16 protein-coding genes are annotated in these 15,034 nt (G+C 70.0%); 10 read left to right on the top strand and 6 right to left on the bottom strand.

Features of this window, described 5'->3' with window-relative positions:
• The first annotated feature begins 145 nt into the window (after positions 1-145).
• The 3 genes from VEA98_RS05740 (at position 146) to VEA98_RS05730 (ending at position 2,316) form a co-directional block, all read left to right on the top strand.
• Positions 146-436 carry a DUF1153 domain-containing protein gene (locus tag VEA98_RS05740; RefSeq protein ID WP_168046867.1) on the top strand — a complete coding sequence of 97 codons (291 nt, stop codon included), beginning with the start codon at positions 146-148 and terminating at the stop codon, positions 434-436.
• A gap of 106 nt (positions 437-542) precedes the next feature.
• Positions 543-1,742 carry a tRNA 2-thiouridine(34) synthase MnmA gene (mnmA, locus tag VEA98_RS05735; protein WP_324811631.1) on the top strand — a complete coding sequence of 400 codons (1,200 nt, stop codon included), beginning with the start codon at positions 543-545 and terminating at the stop codon, positions 1,740-1,742.
• A complete protein-coding gene (locus VEA98_RS05730; protein WP_324811629.1) occupies positions 1,735-2,316 on the top strand; it encodes a hemerythrin domain-containing protein in 582 nt (193 codons plus the stop codon). The genes mnmA and VEA98_RS05730 overlap by 8 nt, the downstream gene beginning before the upstream one ends.
• Here VEA98_RS05730 and VEA98_RS05725 read toward each other — a convergent pair.
• Positions 2,313-3,155 (bottom strand): thioesterase family protein, encoded by an 843-nt coding sequence (locus VEA98_RS05725; RefSeq protein ID WP_324811627.1) that lies wholly within the window; start codon positions 3,153-3,155, stop codon positions 2,313-2,315. The genes VEA98_RS05730 and VEA98_RS05725 overlap by 4 nt on opposite strands.
• A gap of 179 nt (positions 3,156-3,334) precedes the next feature.
• Between VEA98_RS05725 and VEA98_RS05720 the strand changes: the two genes are divergently transcribed.
• The 4 genes from VEA98_RS05720 to VEA98_RS05705 all read left to right on the top strand — a co-directional run bounded on the left by VEA98_RS05720 (position 3,335) and on the right by VEA98_RS05705 (position 8,469).
• Entirely contained in the window at positions 3,335-3,838 is a 504-nt protein-coding gene (locus VEA98_RS05720; RefSeq protein WP_324811625.1) for a helix-turn-helix domain-containing protein, read from the top strand.
• Positions 3,839-3,907: 69 nt separating this feature from the next.
• The gene (locus tag VEA98_RS05715; protein WP_324811623.1) at positions 3,908-5,089 is read left to right on the top strand and encodes an acetyl-CoA C-acyltransferase; all 1,182 of its coding nucleotides are present in this window, start codon (positions 3,908-3,910) and stop codon (positions 5,087-5,089) included.
• Positions 5,090-5,573: 484 nt separating this feature from the next.
• Positions 5,574-7,970 (top strand): M1 family aminopeptidase, encoded by a 2,397-nt coding sequence (locus VEA98_RS05710; RefSeq protein ID WP_414642148.1) that lies wholly within the window; start codon positions 5,574-5,576, stop codon positions 7,968-7,970.
• A 4-nt stretch (positions 7,971-7,974) separates the two neighbouring features.
• The gene (locus VEA98_RS05705) at positions 7,975-8,469 is read left to right on the top strand and encodes a DUF6702 family protein (protein ID WP_324811621.1); all 495 of its coding nucleotides are present in this window, start codon (positions 7,975-7,977) and stop codon (positions 8,467-8,469) included.
• On the opposite strand, the gene VEA98_RS05700 is transcribed toward VEA98_RS05705, so the two are convergent.
• Positions 8,466-8,702, bottom strand: a complete 237-nt coding sequence (locus VEA98_RS05700; RefSeq protein WP_324811619.1) for a helix-turn-helix transcriptional regulator — start codon at positions 8,700-8,702, stop codon at positions 8,466-8,468. The two genes, VEA98_RS05705 and VEA98_RS05700, sit on opposite strands and share 4 nt — an antisense overlap.
• Positions 8,702-9,202: a DUF2975 domain-containing protein gene (locus VEA98_RS05695; protein ID WP_324811617.1), complete on the bottom strand. Its 501-nt coding sequence runs from the start codon at positions 9,200-9,202 to the stop codon at positions 8,702-8,704. The genes VEA98_RS05700 and VEA98_RS05695 overlap by 1 nt, the downstream gene beginning before the upstream one ends.
• A 104-nt stretch (positions 9,203-9,306) precedes the next feature.
• Between VEA98_RS05695 and VEA98_RS05690 the strand changes: the two genes are divergently transcribed.
• The 3 genes from VEA98_RS05690 to VEA98_RS05680 all read left to right on the top strand — a co-directional run bounded on the left by VEA98_RS05690 (position 9,307) and on the right by VEA98_RS05680 (position 11,401).
• On the top strand, positions 9,307-10,257 hold the full coding sequence (locus tag VEA98_RS05690; protein WP_324811615.1) for an ABC transporter ATP-binding protein: 951 nt from the start codon (positions 9,307-9,309) through the stop codon (positions 10,255-10,257).
• Entirely contained in the window at positions 10,257-10,994 is a 738-nt protein-coding gene (locus VEA98_RS05685) for an ABC transporter permease (RefSeq protein WP_324811613.1), read from the top strand. The genes VEA98_RS05690 and VEA98_RS05685 overlap by 1 nt, the downstream gene beginning before the upstream one ends.
• A 68-nt stretch (positions 10,995-11,062) precedes the next feature.
• The gene (locus VEA98_RS05680; protein ID WP_324811611.1) at positions 11,063-11,401 is read left to right on the top strand and encodes a VOC family protein; all 339 of its coding nucleotides are present in this window, start codon (positions 11,063-11,065) and stop codon (positions 11,399-11,401) included.
• Between the two features lie 134 nt (positions 11,402-11,535).
• Here the strand turns inward: VEA98_RS05680 and VEA98_RS05675 are convergent, their stop codons facing one another.
• The 3 genes from VEA98_RS05675 to VEA98_RS05665 all read right to left on the bottom strand — a co-directional run bounded on the left by VEA98_RS05675 (position 11,536) and on the right by VEA98_RS05665 (position 14,937).
• Positions 11,536-12,360 carry a hypothetical protein gene (locus VEA98_RS05675; protein ID WP_324811609.1) on the bottom strand — a complete coding sequence of 275 codons (825 nt, stop codon included), beginning with the start codon at positions 12,358-12,360 and terminating at the stop codon, positions 11,536-11,538.
• A 160-nt stretch (positions 12,361-12,520) separates the two neighbouring features.
• Entirely contained in the window at positions 12,521-13,546 is a 1,026-nt protein-coding gene (cydB, locus tag VEA98_RS05670) for a cytochrome d ubiquinol oxidase subunit II (protein WP_324811607.1), read from the bottom strand.
• Positions 13,543-14,937, bottom strand: a complete 1,395-nt coding sequence (locus VEA98_RS05665; protein WP_324811605.1) for a cytochrome ubiquinol oxidase subunit I — start codon at positions 14,935-14,937, stop codon at positions 13,543-13,545. The genes cydB and VEA98_RS05665 overlap by 4 nt, the downstream gene beginning before the upstream one ends.
• Positions 14,938-15,034 lie beyond the last annotated feature (97 nt).

Genomic DNA, 15,034 nt, shown 5'->3' with positions numbered 1-15,034 from the left:
AAACCTCAATGAAGTCTTTGTTGATTATTGAGCGAATGGAGGGGAGCCATTTTAGGTTTTCCTTCACCACGACGCTTAAACGGCCCTTAGCCGCCGACCGCTACGGTTCGAACCTTAGTGATGGTGGTCAATGAGGCATAAGCCCATGTTGCAAGAGCGACGCCTTAACAATCAAGGCGAACAGTACGTGGTCGGCCCGACGGGCACGCCCCTGACCCTGCACGATCTCCCGCCGGCCAATACGGACCGCTGGGTGATCCGCCGCAAGGCCGAGGTCGTGGCGGCGGTGCGCGGCGGACTGATCAGCCTGGACGACGCGCTGGCGCGGTACCGGCTGACGGCCGAGGAATTCCTCGCCTGGCAGAAGGCGATCGACAAGTGGGGCATGCAGGGCCTGCGCACGACGCGCATCCAGCACTACGGCCGCGGCAGCTAGAGACACTCCCCGACGGTACGACGGCCGCTTCCGGAAACGGGAGCGGCCGTTGTCGTTTTCGGGCGTGGCCTCGAAATCGAACGGCTTTGGCACTAGATAGCGCGCCATGACGCTCGCAGAGGACATTTGCCCGGTTCCGACCATCGCCCGCGCCGACATGGACGCGGCGGTCGAGGCCGCGCGCGCGGCGGTCGGCCTGCCGGTCGGCTCGCGCGTCGTGGCGGCGATGTCCGGAGGGGTGGACTCCACCGTGGTGGCCGCCCTGCTGCACAAGGCGGGCTATGACGTCGTCGGGGTGACGCTGCAACTCTACGACCATGGCGCGGCGCTGAAGAAGAAGGGCGCCTGCTGCGCCGGTCAGGACATCCACGACGCCCGCCTGGCGGCGGAGATGCTGGGCATCCCGCACTATGTCCTGGACTACGAAAGCCGCTTCCGCGACGCCGTGATCGACCAGTTCGCCGACAGCTATCTGGCGGGCCAGACGCCGGTGCCGTGCATCCGCTGCAACCAGACGGTCAAGTTCCGCGACCTGCTGGACGTCGCGCGCGATCTGGGCGCGGAGGCCATGGCCACGGGGCATTATGTGCGGCGATCGGTGGTTGGAGACCGGCCGCAGATGCGCAAGGCGGTCGATCACTCACGCGACCAGTCCTACTTCCTGTTCGCCACCACGGCGGAGCAGCTCGACTACCTGCGTTTCCCGCTGGCCGATCTGGAGAAGCCGCAGGTGCGCGGCGTGGCGGCCGAGCTGGGCCTGCGCATCGCGGCCAAGCCGGACAGCCAGGACATCTGCTTCGTGCCCAACGGCGACTACCGGACGCTGATCGACAAGCTGCGTCCGCAGGGCCGCGAGGCGGGCGAGATCGTGCACATGGACGGGCGGGTGCTGGGCGCCCATTCGGGCATCACCGACTACACCATCGGCCAGCGCCGGGGACTGAACGTCGCCGTGGGCGAGCCGCTGTTCGTGACCAGGCTGGATCCAGCGAAACGGCACGTCATCGTCGGCCCGCGCGAGGCCCTGCTGACCGCCGCCCTGACGCTGGACGAAACCAACTGGCTGGGCGACGAGACCTCGATCGAGGCGGCGGCCGAGGCGGGCGCCCCCGTGCTGGCGCGGGTGCGCTCGACCCGACCGCCCTCGCCCGCCCATCTCTCGATGATCGGCGGCGCGGTATCGGTGACCTTCGATACCGGCGAGGAAGGCGTGGCTCCGGGTCAGGCCTGTGCGCTGTACGATCCCGCCGATCCGGACCGGCTGCTGGGCGGCGGCTTCATCAAGACGACCACGGCCGTTGTCTGACGCGACGGACGATCCGCTGGCGCTGGCTTCGCGCGCCGGGCTTCCGCTTGAGTTCCGCTACCTGCACGAGGCTTTCCCGCGCGAGCGGTGGAGCCTTGGCGGGCTGCACCCGACCGCGCGGCGCTGGCTGCACATGCACGGCGGCTTCCGGGCTCATCAGGCGGAGATGGGAGCCATGGTGGAGACCTGGCGCAGCGGGCGGATCGACGTGCCGACCCTGCACGGGAGGCTGATCCCGGCCCTTCAGCAGTTCTTGCAGCATCTCGACGGGCATCACCGGATCGAGAGCGGCCACTATTTTCCGGCCCTGCAGCGGCTGGAGCCGCGGATCGCGGCGGGGATCGAGCTGCTGGACCGCGACCACGACGCCATCCATCACCACATCGAGGCGATGGTGGAGACGGGGCGGGCCCTGCATCAGGCGGTGGCCGGCGGGGCCGCAGACGCGGCGGACCGGGTCGAGCGGCTGGCCGAGGTGCTGGACCGGGCCGGTCCGCAGCTGGCGCGGCACCTCGACGACGAGGAGGAGATCGTCATTCCGCTGATCGCGCTGCGGGGCGATCCGCTGGGCTAGGCGCCGCGCGTCGGCATCAGCTTGCGGCGCTGTCGGACGAGGGCGATGGGGCGACCGTCGGGGGCGTGGGCGACGCCGTCCTCGACCGCCCAGCCGCCGCCGACGTCGCGGCTGGTGAAGTGGAAATACGCCCAGCCTTCGGGCGAGGTCTCCGGGGTGATCTCGATCAGGAGGTCGGCGCGGAGGTCGATGCTGGCGGAGATGATCGGGGGCGCGGGGAAGGCCGTGAAATAGGTCGGGTAGAGGCCGTCGAGCAGGAACAGCAGCCGGGCCTCGTCGAGAGGCGCGGCGTCGGCGGTGCGCATCCAGCAGCCGAGCTCGGGGGTGCGGCCGGCGTTCTCGCCGAACAGCCTGGGGCCGGCGGTGAAGCGGTAGTCGATGTGACGGGTGAACCACGGACCGAAGGCGGGGTCCAGCGGCGTGGGGGCGAGCTCGTGGACGGGCGTCGGCGCGGCGGTCAGGGGCGTCAGCACCGGTCCGGCCACATCCCGGCCATAGGTCCCGAGGGCCTGGATGGCGGGGCGGTCGGGCTGGCCGCCGGAGACCGAGGCGTAGACGACGTTGCGGCCCCCGCGGTTCAGGACCGGGCGGAAGGCGGCGTCCTCGAAGCGGGCGGCGGCGAGGTACTGGATGGTCAGGGTCTGCAGCGGGGTCTCGATGCCGAGCCCTTGGCGCATGGCGCGGGCGGCGAGCGCCGCCATCAGGCCGCCGAAGGGGGCGCCGCGTTCCTGCGGGGCGGACTGGGGGGCGTTGGAGAAGCCGCCGTCGAGACGGGCGGTCAGGCTCCCGTCGCCGTCGTCGGTCAGGGACAGGGCCTCGGCGAGGGTCTGCTGGGTCATGGATCAGGCGTATCGCGAGCAAAGGATGGGCGGAAGGCCGAAACCTCCCGCCCCAGGCGAGGGATCGGGCAACGCCGCGAAGGGGGTGGCGGCGCGTCCGTAGCCAAACAAGACTGACCTAGTCCGTTCAGATTGGCAACCCTCTTGCCAAAAGCCTGACGCGGGGTCACCTTTGCACCATGGGACGCACCGCAGACTATTCTCGCCAGAGCTGTTCGATCGCCGCGACGCTGGAGGTGATCGGCGACCCGTGGACGCTGCTGGTCATCCGCGACGCCTTCAACGGGGTCAGCCGATTCGAGCAGTGGCAAGAGCGGCTGGGGGTGGCCCGCAACGTGCTGGCCGCCCGGCTCAAGTCGCTGGTGCAGCACGGGGTGCTGGAGCCCCGGCTCTATTCCGAGCGCCCGCCGCGCAACGAGTATGTGCTGACCGCCAAGGGCAAGGACCTGTACGGCGTGCTGGTCACCCTGCACGGCTGGGGGGCCAAACACGTCTATTGCGGCGCCGATGCGGGCGTCTCCATGACCCACAAGACCTGCGGCCACGAACTGACGCCGCGCATCGCCTGCGGCTGCTGCGGCGAGCTGGTCAAGCCGCGCGACATCCAGCTGAACCTCGCCGAGAACCGGCCCACCGTCGGCGAGATGATGCCGCGCGAACGGGCCGACGAAGAAGCCGCCTGAGCTTGCGCTCCGCCGCCAAACAGCCGATCTAGCCGTCCGATTTTTCAAAGCGTTTCCCAAGGCCCTGTCATGTCCGATCCGATCGTCATCTGCTCCTTCGCCCGCACGCCGATGGGGGGGTTCCAGGGCGCGCTGTCCGGCGTGAAGGCGACGGAACTGGGCGCCACGGCGGTCAAGGCGGCGGTCGACCGGGCCGGGGTCGATCCGGCGAAGATCGAGCAGATCTACATGGGCTGCGTGCTGCCGGCCGGGCTGGGCCAGGCCCCGGCGCGGCAGGCCGCGATCGGCGCCGGCCTCGGCCGCCACGTCGAGGCGACCACGGTCAACAAGATGTGCGGCTCGGGCCTGCAGGCGGTGATGATGGCCTCGGACGCCCTGACCGCGGGCAGCGCCGACGTGATCGTGGCCGGCGGCATGGAGAGCATGACCGGCGCGCCGTATCTGATGAACAAGCACCGCGGCGGGGCCCGCATCGGCCATGACGTCATCGTCGACTCGATGATGATGGACGGGCTGGAGGACGCCTATTCGCCCGGCAAGCCGATGGGCTCGTTCGCCGAGGATACGGCCGGGACCTACCAGTTCACGCGCGAGGCGCAGGACGCCTATGCGGTCGAGAGCCTGACCCGGGCGCGGCACGCCATCGCCAGCGGCGCCTTCAAGGCCGAGATCACGCCGGTCGAAGTGACCACCCGCAAGGGGACGCAGACGGTCAGCGAGGACGAACAGCCCGGCAAGGCCATGCCGGAGAAGATCCCGGGCCTGAAGCCGGCCTTCGCCAAGGAAGGCACCATCACGGCGGCCTCCTCGGCCTCGATCTCGGACGGCGCGGCGGCGGTGGTCATGACCCGCGAGAGCGTCGCCAAGGCGCTGGGCCTGCCCATCGTGGCGCGGATCGTCAGCCATTCGGCCCACGCCCACGAGCCGGGCCTGTTCACCACCGCCCCCGTGCCGGCGATGCAGAAGGCGCTGAAGAAGGCCGGCTGGTCGGTCGAGGACGTCGACCTGTGGGAGATCAACGAGGCCTTCGCCGTGGTGCCGATGATCGCCATGCAGGAGCTGGGGATCGAGCACGGCAAGCTGAACGTGAACGGCGGGGCGACGGCGCTGGGCCACCCGATCGGCGCCTCGGGCGCCCGGGTGCTGGCGACCCTGCTGGCGGCGCTGCAGGCGCGCGGCGGCAAGAAGGGCGTGGCCAGCCTGTGCATCGGCGGCGGCGAGGCCGTGGCCATGGCGGTGGAACTGGCCTGAGGCCTGCCCGGACTGAAAATACAGTCCGTAGCGTCCGTAGAGTGCATAGCGTCCGTAGAGTGCATAGCGGTCGTAGAGTCGTCCGCAGGGACCGTAGAGTGCGCTCAGTGCGCAACGGCTGATGCGCGCGCCCGGCCGGCCGGCAGGAGCGAGCCGCCCGTGGCGGCGCGGAAGCGTTCGATTGTCAAAGACCGGTCGCCGCGTCGTCGTGAAGCGACGCACCATTATGCGCCCGCTGGAAGCTGTGCTCGGAATACCGGGATGGCGAAGCGTCACGCGCCTGATTTCGCGCGAGGTTTTTCGCCCAACCCGACTATGAATCGCGGGATTGTCAGCACAGCGTCAGGGCGCGATCCGGCCGCGGCGGCGGCGGCCGGCGGCGGCCGCCGCGGCTGGATTACGCAGTCGTAATCTTCCCCGCCTTGCACCCCCATGCCCGGCCGGTAAGGTCCAGCGGCGTTTTGTCGGCAGGGGCGGAAAATCCATGCGTATCGGACTGTTGCTGGCCTCGGTCGCCGGCGTTTCCCTGATGGGCCAGTCGGCGCTGGCGCAGCAGAGCATCGGTCCCATCGACCAGTCCAAGGGCGGTTTCGAGGACAAGTTCCGCCAGTTCGAGGGCGAGGACTGGCCGACTCCGACGGACTATCGCAACGCCTCGGGCGCGCCGGGCCACCGCTACTGGCAGCAGCAGGTCGACTACGACATCGACGTCTCGCTGGACGAGCCGCGACGGACGCTGACCGGGCGCGAGGCGGTGACCTACACCAACCACTCGCCGGACGCCCTGGGCTATCTGTGGCTGCTGCTGGACCAGCAGAACTATCGCCGGGACTCGTTGGCGGAGCGCAGCCGGACCTACAGCAACTCGGAAACGGTCAGCGTCAACGAGATCAGCCGCATCCGCCGCTTCCAGGACTGGGAGGGCGGCTTCAACGACCTGCGCGTCACCGGCCCCGACGGCCAGGCCGTGCCGTTCACCGTCGTCGATTCGATGATGCGGATCGAACTGCCGCGGCCGCTGGCGACCGGCGAGAGCTTCACCTTCACCATCGACTTCACCCTGCCCCTGCCCGAGACCAACGTCGTCGGCGGACGCAGCGGCTACGAGTGTTTCACCAAGGCGCACGAGGACGGCAACTGCCTGTTCCTGTCGGCCCAGTGGTTCCCGCGGCTGGCCGTCTATTCCGACTATGAAGGCTGGCACAATTCGCAGTTCCTCGGCTCGGGCGAGTTCACCCTGGAGTTCGGCGACTACGACGTCTCCATCACCGTGCCGGCCGATCACGTCGTGGCCGCGACGGGCGAACTGCAGAACCCCGACATCCTGAGCCCCGAGCAGCGCGCGCGGCTGGAGCGGGCCCGGACGGCGGACGAGCCGGTCTATATCGTCACGCCGCAGGAAGCGGCGGCGGCCGAGGCGCGGCCGGCGCGCGCGGGCACGCGGACGTGGAATTTCAGCGCCGACAACGTGCGCGACTTCGGCTGGGCCTCGAGCCGGAAATTCATCTGGGACGCCATGGGCGTCGAGCAGCAGAGCGCCGAACACCCCGTGGTCATGGCCATGTCCTTCTATCCGAAGGAGGCCCGGCCGCTGTGGGACGCCTATTCGACCAGGTCGATCGCCCACACCCTGGACGTCTACAACCAGTTCGCCTTCACCTACCCCTACCCCACCGCGCAGTCGGTCAACGGGCCGGTCGGCGGGATGGAATACCCGATGATCACCTTCAACGGGCCGCGGCCCGTGCGGGCGGACGACGGCACGCTGACCTATACGGAGCGGGCCAAGAACGGGCTGATCGGCGTGGTCATCCACGAGGTCGGCCACACCTATTTCCCGATGATCGTCAACTCGGACGAGCGCCAGTGGACGTGGATGGACGAGGGTCTGAACAGCTTCCTGCAGTTCGAGGCCGAGAAGCTGTGGGACGCCGACTTCCCCGCCCGGGGCGAGCCGCGCGACATCGTCGAATACATGGTCAGCCAGGACCAGGTGCCGGTGATGACCCACTCCGACAGCCTGCTGCAGTTCGGCAACAACGCCTACGCCAAGCCGGCCACGGCGCTGGTGATCCTGCGCGAGACGGTGCTGGGGCGCGAGCTGTTCGACCGGGCCTTCCGCGAATACGCCCAGCGCTGGGCCTTCAAGCGGCCGACGCCCTACGACTTCTTCCGCACCATGGAGGAGAGCTCGGGCGTCGATCTGGACTGGTTCTGGCGCGGCTGGTTCTACTCGACCGACCACGTCGACATCGCCCTGGCGGGCGTGACGGCGGCGCGGCTGGAGAGCGCCGACCCGGAGGTGCGCGCCCGCGCCGCCCGCGAGCGCTTCGAGGCCGAGCCGGGCTCGCTGACGGCGGCGCGCAACGAAGGCATCGAGACGGTCGTCGAGCGCGATCCGGCGACGCGGGACTTCTACAATGAAACCGACCGCTTCACGGTCACCGCCCAGCAGCGCCGCGACGCCGAGAGCGCCGCCCGCAAGGCCGACGAGGACCGCCGCGCGGCCCAGGGCTTCGACGACAACATCTACCGCTTCACCTTCCGCAACGTCGGCGGCCTGGTCATGCCGGTGATCCTGAAGCTGACCTACAGCGACGGTTCGGACGAGACGATCCGCATTCCGGCCGAGGTGTGGCGGCGCAACAGCCGTGAGGTGGTCTGGCAGCATGTGTCGTCGAAGACGCTGACCGGGGCCGAGATCGATCCGCTGTGGGAAACGGCCGACGCCGACCGCAGCAACAATTTCTATCCGCAGCGCATCGACGCGCAGTCGCTGCGGCTGTCGCCGGCCCCGCCGCCGGGCGAGAACCGGATGCGGGACTCCGACGTCGAGGTCAGCCCCGACTCCACCGCCGCGCGCGTGCGCCGCAGGGATTGACGCCATGCTGAAACGCTCCCTTCTGACCGCCGCGCTGGTCGCGGGCCTGGCGACGCCGGCGCTAGCCCATCGCGGCCACGCGGGGCTGACGGTGATCGAGATCGACCAAGGTTCCGGCGCGGTCAGCGTGACGCACCGGTTCGCCGCGCACGACGTCGAGCCGGCCCTGCCCAGCATCGCCCCGGAGGCCCAGCCCAGCCTCGACGATCCCCGCGCCGTGGCCGACCTGGAGGCGCATCTGGCGGCGCGGTTCCGGATGTCGGTTGACGGGGCGGCGGTTGCGGTCAGCCGCACCGACACCGTGCTGGCCGGCGACAACATCCGCGTCGTGTTCGGCGGCGAGACGGCGGACCGCGACGTCCAGGCGGTGACCGTCGACCTCGACTTCTTCCCCGGCGTGCACGACGACCAGGAACAGCAGGTCAATGTGCGGGTCGGCGGGGTGACGCGGACCGTGGTGTTCCGCCCGGGCTCGGCGGCGCAGACGGTGAGCTTCTAGTCCTCCTCCGCCGCCAGCAGGTCGGCGGGGTCGAAGTCGTAGTCGAGGAGGTCCTTCGGCTTGCAGTCGAGGGCGGCGCAGAGCTTGGCGAGGGTGCGGAAGCGGATGCCCTTGACCTTGCCGGAGCGGAACAGGGACAGCTGGGTCTCGCTGAGGCCGACCTCGGCGGCGAGGTCGCGGGCCTTGAGGGCCTTCTTGACGATCAGCTGGTCGAGGGTGACGCGGATCGGCATCAGATCATCTCGTCCAACTCGGCCTGGACCTTGCCCGCCTGCTCCATGACCCCGCCGAGCAGGAACAGGGCCCCGCCGATCATGCCGAGGGTCATGCCCGAAACGTCGAAATAGGCCCAGCTGGCCTCACGCCCCCCGATCAGACGCATAAGATTGGTGACGCCGAACACACTGAGCAGACCGCCGAAGCCAAGCGCCAGACCGACCCGCCGCAGGGCGTGAACGAGGGTGGGCTGGATCAGCCGCCCCTTCGACAGTTGCCCCATGGCCGAGCCGATCGACCAGACGGCGAACAGGTAAAAGACGGACGGCAGGAGCCTCACGATCTCGGCCGACCAGAGAGCGGGCCACGGGAAGAACTCGCCGCGCATCATCAGGACCGTCGGCGCCAGCAGATACATGAGCGCCAGCAAGCCCCCGACGCTGACCACCATGAACATCGCAAGCCAGCGGAACTGGCGGCAGCGCAGGCGGAAGCGTTCGGTCGCGGTCTGGGTCACGGGCCAATCTCCGGGTCGGAAAGCTGTCTGATCTTTAATCTTGACTTAAAGAGCGGAGGTTTGCAACTTTATCTCCGACTTAAACGACACGAGACTGCAGCACGATGACCGCCGCCATCGAGACCCGTGACCTGACGCGTCGGTTCAAGCGCCAGTTGGCCGTCGACGCCGTGTCGATGACGGTGCCGGACAAGGCGGTCTACGGCTTCCTGGGCCGCAACGGCGCGGGCAAGACGACGACGCTGAAGATGCTGCTGGGCCTGATCCGGCCAAGCGGCGGGTCGGCGCTCGTCGGCGGCGTCGATGTGGCGCGCGACCGGATCGGAGCGGCGCGCAAGGTGGGCGCCCTGCTGGAGGCGCACGGCTTCTACGGCAATCTGTCGGCGCGCGAGAACCTGGACCTGACGCGGGCCCTGCTGGGCCTGCCGAAGGGCGAGATCGACCGGGTGCTGGAGGTGGTCGAGATGACCGATCACGCGCGGCGCCGGGTGTCGGACTATTCGCTGGGCATGCGGCAGCGGCTGGGGCTGGCCCGGGCCATGCTGGGCGCGCCGCCGGTGCTGATCCTCGACGAGCCGACCAACGGGCTGGACCCCGACGGCATCGCCGACATGCGGCGGTTCCTGAAGGCCCTGCCGGAGCGGACCGGGGCGACGGTGCTGCTGTCCAGTCACCTGCTGGGGGAGATCGAACAGACGGCGACGCACGTGGGCATCCTGAGCCACGGCAAACTGGTGCTGGAGGGCGAGCTGAGCCGGCTGAAGGCCGACCTCGCGCCGGAGATCGCGCTACAGACGGACGACGCCGTGCGGGCCACGGCGCTGGCGCGGGCGCGCGGGTTCGACGTCGCGGCGACGGACGACGGGCTGACAGCGAGGCTGAAGCCGGGCGAGGACGCCCGAACGGCTTCGGCCTCGCTGAACCGGGCGCTGGTCGAGGCGGACATCGCCGTGTTCGCCATCGGGGCGCGGTCGCGCTCGCTGGAGGGCATCTATCGCGAGGTGTCGCCGCCCGCGCCTGTCGCCAATGTCAAAGCCCGGCCGGAGTTCGCCTGATGACCGCTCCCTTTTTCGCGCCGCTGATGGTCGAGGCGCGCAAGCTGAACCGTTCGCTGGCGGCCTTGCTGGCCGTCGCCGCGCCGTCGCTGATCGCCCTCTTCACCTTCTTCAACATGCTGCGCGGCGAGGAACCGGCGCCGTGGGACATGTGGATGATCAGCGCCTGCGGCATCTGGGCCTTCTTCATGCTGCCGATGAGCGTGACGGCGCTGACGGCGCTGGTGGCGCATATGGAGCACGGGCCGCGGTCGTGGGATCACCTGCGCGCCCTGCCCCTGCCCCGCTGGCGGCTGTATGCGGCCAAGGCCGTCTGTGTGCTGGCCGTGGCAGCCATGATGAGCGCGGCGGTGCTGGCCATGACCTGGGGCGCAGTGGCGCTGGCGGCGGCGATCAAGCCGCAGCTGCAGCCGGTCGGCGTGTTCGACCTGGCGAAATACGCCGGGCTCATGGGCAGGATGTTCGCGGCGGCGGTGCTGATGATCGCCATCCAGCTGTGGGTCGCGCTGCGCTGGGCCAGCTTCGTGCCGGCGCTGGCGGTGGGGATCGGCGGGACCTTCTTCTCGGTGGTCGCGACGTCGGCGAAACAGGGGGTGTTCTTCCCGTGGCAGATGCCGGTGAACATGCTGGCGACGGACGCCTGGCGGGCGCAGACGGCGCTGGTCCTGGGCCTGGGGCTGGGGCTGGCGGCGATGGTCGCGGCCCTGATCCATCTGAGCCGCCGCGAGGTGCTCTGAGGGCTGTTGCGCGGGCCCAGGACGCATGGCAAGCCGACCTGGTCGGCAGGCTGACAGGAGCGATCCCCGTGCGTGAAGACGGCAAGCTGGACTATCTCGAACTCCCGGGCGGCGACCTGGCCGCGAGCAAGGCCTTCTACGGCGCGGCCTTCGGCTGGAAATTCGTCGACTACGGGCCGGAGTATGCGGCGTTCGACGAGGGGCTGGACGGCGGGTTCGACGGGCAGGCCGACGCGACGCGGACGCCGCTGCCGGTGCTGTTCGCGCACGATCTGGAGGCCATGGCGGCGAAGGTCGAGGCGGCGGGCGGCGTGATCGTCAAGCCGATCTTCGCCTTCCCGGGCGGCCGGCGCTTCCACTTCCGCGATCCGGCCGGGAATGAGCTGGCGGTGTGGTCGGAGACCTGACGGGGCGCAGAAGACCTAGCTGAAGACGGCCCTGCCGAGGTCCAGGCCGATCCAGACGCCGACGGCCGCGGCCAGCAGCCAGACCGCGACGACGGCGCTGAAGGCGAGCAGTTGTTCGGGACGCAATCGCATGATCAACGCACGTCCACGGACTGGGCGATGCGTTCGGCCAGGGCGCGGTCGGCGCCCTCGAGGCTCATGGTCCAGACGTGGATTTCGCGCGGCGTGGCGCCCTCGCGCAGGAACAGGTGCTCGCGGGCGTGGCGGACGCCGTCCTCGGTGGAGACGACGGTGGCGCGGCCGCCGGCTTCCAGCACCTCGCCGCTGTAGATCGGAAACTGGGAGGCGGGGCCGGCGTAGACCATGGCGAACGAACGGTCGCCGCGGCGGATGGTGTAGATCCTGAAGTCCGGGCCGGGGCGGCCGGTGACGATCTCGAAGCCGGCGGGAAGCTCGACCGCGAACGGCAGGGCGGCGCGGGCGGCGGCGTCCAGAACCGTGACGGCGGGGACCGACGGCGGCGGGGGCGGCTCGGCGGCGGGCTCGGCCGACCGGAGCGATTCGGAGGGGATCCGGGCCGGGGGCGCCGTCACCGCCGGAGCGGGGATGGCGCTGCCCGGCGGGGTGATCGGGGCCGTGCGCGGCGGGGGCGAAGGCTCGGTCGGAATCGGCGTCAGCCGCGCCGACGGCGGCGGCGAGACCGGCTGGGAGGGCGGCAGCCGCGGTTCGGGGGTCGGGCGGGCCGGCGGGGTGGCGGCCGGAGCGGGCGCGGGCTCCTCGCTCGCGGGGGCGGCGGCGGCCGGCGCGGGCTCCGGGGCGAGATAGGTCGCCGGGCGGGGCGGACCGCTGTTCAGGCTGCTGGTGATGTCGGAGCCGGGCGGCGGCGTCTGGGGCGCGGTCTGGCCCTGGGGCGACGCGGCGAGCAGCAGGGCGGCGGCGGCGGAGGCTGCGATGATCATGGAGCGGACTGTCGCGCCTCAGCCGGCGAACGGCAAGGCCCTGAGCGCGTAGGCGACGGCGGCGGTGACGGCCGAGGCGGCGACGGCGAGACCCGCGAACCAGGCCAGCCGCTTCCACAGCGGGCCGGCGGCCTCGTCGGGGCCAGGCGGGGGTTCGATTCTAATGATAGCCGGCCCCCGGCGTGACCTTGCCGCGGAAGACCCAGTAGACCCAGGCGGTGTAGCCGAGGATCAGCGGCAGGATGAAGGCGGTGCCGAACAGCATCAGCCCGAGGGCGTTGTCGGGCGCGGCGGCGGTCCGGAAGTCCACGGCATAGGGGGCGACATAGGGGAAGAAGCCGGTGGCCAGCCCGGCGTAGCCCGACAGGAACACCAGCACCGCGCCCGCGAACGGCCAGACGTGCGAGCGGCGCGCGGCCCCGAAACCGACGATGACCAGTCCCAGCAGGCCGAGCAGCGGGATCAGGCTGAGCGGCAGGAAGCGGCCGAGCTCGAACCCGGCCCCCGTCCAGCCCCAGCGCGCCGCGACCAGCGGATGCACCACCAGCGTCGACAGGCTGACGGCGAGCAGGAACAGGGCCGTCAGAACGCCGGCGAACAGGGCCCAGCGGCGGGCGTCGCCGTGCAGGGCGTCGGTGGTCTTCCACATCAGCCAGGTGGCGCCGAGCAGGCCGTAGCCGCAGACAAGACCGAAGGCGACCAGCAGGGTGTAGGGGGTGAACCAGTCGAAAGTCCCTCCGGCGAAGCGGTTCCCGGCGACCTCCACGCCCTGGATGAAGCCGCCGAGGATCAGGCCCTGGGCGAAGGCGGCGAGAATTGAGCCGACGGCGAACATGGCGGTCCAGAAGGGCCGCCCGCGCCGCTGGCCGCGGAAGCGGAACTCGAAGGCCACGCCGCGCAGGATCAGCCCGGCCAGCATCATCACCACCGGCAGGTAGAAGGCCGGCATCAGGATCGAATAGGCCAGCGGAAAGGCCGCCAGCAGCCCTCCCCCGCCGAGGACCAGCCAGGTCTCGTTGCCGTCCCAGACGGGGGCGACGGTGTTCATCATCACATCCCGGTCCTCCTGCGAATGGGAGAAGGGGAACAGGATGCCGACGCCGAGATCGAAGCCGTCGAGCAGGACGTAGAGCAGCACGCTGACCGCGATCAGCCCGGCCCAGATGAGGGGAAGATCGAGGGTCATTTCGGATCTCCCGGCGTTTCGTCCGGCGCCGCGGCAAGCGGCGTCCCGGGCGCGCGGCGGCCTTCCGGCTTCGGTTCCACATCGCCGGGCGCCGGGCCCTCGTCGAGCAGGCGCAGGATGTAGACGGCCCCGGCCACGAACACGACGGCGTAGACGGTGATGTAGATCAGCAGGGAGGTGACGACCGAGCTCGCCGTCACCGGCGAGACGGCGTCGGCGGTGCGCAGCACGCCCTGGACGACCCACGGCTGGCGGCCCACCTCGGTGACGATCCAGCCGGCGATGACGGCGATGAAGCCGGCCGGGCCCATGGCCACGGCGAAGCGCAGGAACAGGCGGTTGTCGGTCAGCCGCTTGCGCCAGACCTGCCACGCGCCCCAGAAGCCGAGGCCGATCATCAGCAGGCCCAGACCGACCATGACCCGGAAGGCCCAGAAGACGAGGAAGACCGGCGGCTGGTCCTGCGGCGCGACGGCGTCGAGGCCGGTGATCACTTCATCCGGGGGGGCGACGATGATTCCGGCGCCGGGGACGGCCAGTTCGAAATGGTTGGACCGGGTGGCGCGGTCGGGAATGGCGAACAGCACCAGCGGGTGGTTGGCCTTCGTCTCCCAGTAGGACTCGATGGCGGCCAGCTTCTGAGGTTGATGTTCCTTGGCCACCTCGCCCGACCAGTGGCCCGCCAGGAGTTGCAGCGGGGCGACCACCGCCAGCAGACCGACCGCCATGGTCAGGCCGATGCGGCTTTCCGGCTGATCCCGGTTACGCAGCAGCTGCCAGGCCGAGGCGGCGCCGACCACCAGAGCGGTCGTCAGGAAGGCGGCCATCAGCATGTGCACGAGCCGCGAGGGGAAGCTGGGGTTGAAGATCACCTCGAAGAAGCTGGTGGCCACGAAGCGGCCGTCGGGGAGGATTTCGAAGCCCTGCGGCGTCTGCATCCAGCTGTTGGCGGAGAGGATCCAGAAGGCGGAGATGGTGGTGCCGACGGCGACCAGAACGGTGGCGAGGAAATGCAGCCGCGGGCCGACCTTCTTCCAGCCGAACAGCATGACGCCGAGGAAGGACGCCTCGAGGAAGAAGGCGGTCAGGACCTCATAGGCGAGCATCGGCCCGATGACGCCGCCGGTCAGGCGGATGAACTCGGACCAGTTGGTGCCGAACTGGTAGCTGAGCACGATGCCGGAGACGACGCCCATGCCGAAACTGATGGCGAAGACCTTCACCCAGAACAGGTAGAGGGTCTTGAAGGCCTCGCGCTTCGTGGCCAGCCACAGCCCCTCAAGCACGGCGAGGAAAGCCGCCAGCCCGATGGTGAAGGCCGGGAACAGGATGTGGAAGGCGATGGTGAAGGCGAACTGCAGTCGCGACAGCAGCAGCGCGTCGAATTCCACGGCAGACCCCTGTGAATAGCCCTGTGGCGGTCAGGGCTACGGCGGCGGCGCCCTACGGTCCAAGGCGCCTTCCGTCGCGCGACGGAACGCCGCAAAC

Source organism: Brevundimonas sp., assembly GCF_035627055.1.
GTDB lineage: Bacteria > Pseudomonadota > Alphaproteobacteria > Caulobacterales > Caulobacteraceae > Brevundimonas.
The sequence above is the reverse complement of the archived record's forward strand: the minus strand, read 5'-3'. Positions and strand labels throughout refer to the sequence as shown.

Excerpts from the sequence above, each read along its gene's own strand:
- VEA98_RS05705 (WP_324811621.1), top strand. The coding sequence starts at position 7,975 with ATGCTGAAACGCTCCCTTCTGACCGCCGCGCTGGTCGCGGGCCTGGCG.
- VEA98_RS05725 (WP_324811627.1), bottom strand. The coding sequence starts at position 3,155 with ATGACCCAGCAGACCCTCGCCGAGGCCCTGTCCCTGACCGACGACGGC.
- VEA98_RS05675 (WP_324811609.1), bottom strand. The coding sequence starts at position 12,360 with ATGATCATCGCAGCCTCCGCCGCCGCCGCCCTGCTGCTCGCCGCGTCG.
- VEA98_RS05740 (WP_168046867.1), top strand. The coding sequence starts at position 146 with ATGTTGCAAGAGCGACGCCTTAACAATCAAGGCGAACAGTACGTGGTC.
- mnmA (WP_324811631.1), top strand. The coding sequence starts at position 543 with ATGACGCTCGCAGAGGACATTTGCCCGGTTCCGACCATCGCCCGCGCC.
- VEA98_RS05685 (WP_324811613.1), top strand. The coding sequence starts at position 10,257 with ATGACCGCTCCCTTTTTCGCGCCGCTGATGGTCGAGGCGCGCAAGCTG.
- VEA98_RS05700 (WP_324811619.1), bottom strand. The coding sequence starts at position 8,702 with ATGCCGATCCGCGTCACCCTCGACCAGCTGATCGTCAAGAAGGCCCTC.
- VEA98_RS05690 (WP_324811615.1), top strand. The coding sequence starts at position 9,307 with ATGACCGCCGCCATCGAGACCCGTGACCTGACGCGTCGGTTCAAGCGC.
- VEA98_RS05715 (WP_324811623.1), top strand. The coding sequence starts at position 3,908 with ATGTCCGATCCGATCGTCATCTGCTCCTTCGCCCGCACGCCGATGGGG.
- VEA98_RS05710 (WP_414642148.1), top strand. The coding sequence starts at position 5,574 with ATGCGTATCGGACTGTTGCTGGCCTCGGTCGCCGGCGTTTCCCTGATG.
- VEA98_RS05720 (WP_324811625.1), top strand. The coding sequence starts at position 3,335 with ATGGGACGCACCGCAGACTATTCTCGCCAGAGCTGTTCGATCGCCGCG.
- cydB (WP_324811607.1), bottom strand. The coding sequence starts at position 13,546 with ATGACCCTCGATCTTCCCCTCATCTGGGCCGGGCTGATCGCGGTCAGC.